Annotated in this window: 1 protein-coding gene; it reads left to right on the top strand. The window is 65.4% G+C overall.

The window, feature by feature from the left end:
• Nucleotides 1-1,417 (top strand): conjugative transfer ATPase (locus HMPREF2924_RS22435; RefSeq protein ID WP_070700663.1); only part of this gene is annotated, 1,417 nt, incomplete at both ends.

Genomic DNA, 1,417 nt, shown 5'->3' with positions numbered 1-1,417 from the left:
GCTGGTTCAACCCGCACCCGGATCACCTCGGCAAGACCGATGCGGATCTACGTCGCTTCTACGAACTGGTATGCCGGCCGGACGAACCGATCCTGCAGGACGAGTTGCCGCTGGCCGACGGCACCGACTTCTCCCAGAACCTGTTCTATCGGCAGCCTGTTTCCGATGCCACCCAGGGCGTATGGCTCTTCGATGCCATGCCGCACCGTGTGATCGTGGTCGACCAGTTGAACAAGGCGCCGCTGACAGGCCACTTCACTGGCGAGACGCTCAAAGGCGATGGCCTGAACGCCCTGTTCGATCGCATGCCCGAGGACACGCTGCTGTGTATCACCATGGTGGTGACGCCGCAGGACATGCTGGAAGGGCATCTGCAGCAGCTCTCGAAAAAGGCCGTTGGTGACACCCAGGCCTCGATCCACACCCGCGAGGACGTGGCCACCGTTCGCCGCCTGATCGGCCGGGAGCACAAGCTCTATCGCGGAGCGATCGCTCTGTTCGTGCGCGGCCGCGACCATACCCAGCTGGAGGAGCGCTGCATCACCCTGAGCAACGTGCTGCTCGGCGCCGGCCTTGTGCCGGTCGAACCGCAGAACGAAGTCGGACCGCTGAACAGCTACCTGCGCTGGCTGCCCTGCAATTTCGATCCGAACGAGAAGCGAGCCCTGGAGTGGTACACCCAGATGATGTTCGCGCAGCACATCGCCAACCTGTCGCCCATCTGGGGGCGCACCACCGGTACCGGGCACCCTGGCTTCACGCTGTTCAACCGTGGCGGTGCGCCGTTGACCTTCGACCCGTTCAACAAGCTGGACCGGCAGATGAATGCCCACGGCTTCATCTTCGGGCCAACCGGGTCCGGCAAGTCAGCGTCCCTGACCAACCTCATCAGCCAGATGCTCGCCATGTACCTGCCACGGATGTTCGTCGCGGAAGCGGGCAACAGTTTCGGCCTGCTGGCCGACTTCGCCAAGCGGTTTGGCCTCTCGGTCCACCGGGTCCGCCTCGCCCCGGGCTCCGGGGTCAGCCTGGCGCCGTACGCGGACGCCATCAAGCTGGTCGAGAGTCCCGACCAGGTGAAGGTCCTGGATGCCGAAGACATCGAGGCCTCGGACTCGGTCCAGGGCAGCAAGGCCGACCTCGAGGACGACCAGCGAGACATCCTGGGCGAGATGGAGATCGTCGCCCGCCTGATGATCACCGGCGGCGAGGAAAAGGAAGACGCGCGCCTGACCCGTGCCGATCGCAGCGCCATCCGCCAGGCGATTCTGGCGGCGGCCAGGACCTGCGCCGCCGCGAACCGCACGGTGCTGACCCAGGATGTGCGCGATGCGCTCTACCAGGCCTCCAGGAGCGATGGCTCCGCGCCAGAACGCCGCGCGCGCCTGGCCGAAATGGCGGAAGCCATGCAGATGTT

Source organism: Pseudomonas sp. HMSC063H08, from assembly GCF_001813645.1.
Classification (GTDB): domain Bacteria; phylum Pseudomonadota; class Gammaproteobacteria; order Pseudomonadales; family Pseudomonadaceae; genus Pseudomonas; species Pseudomonas aeruginosa.
Note: the sequence above shows the minus strand (reverse complement) of the source record. Positions and strands in the feature narration are given on the sequence as shown.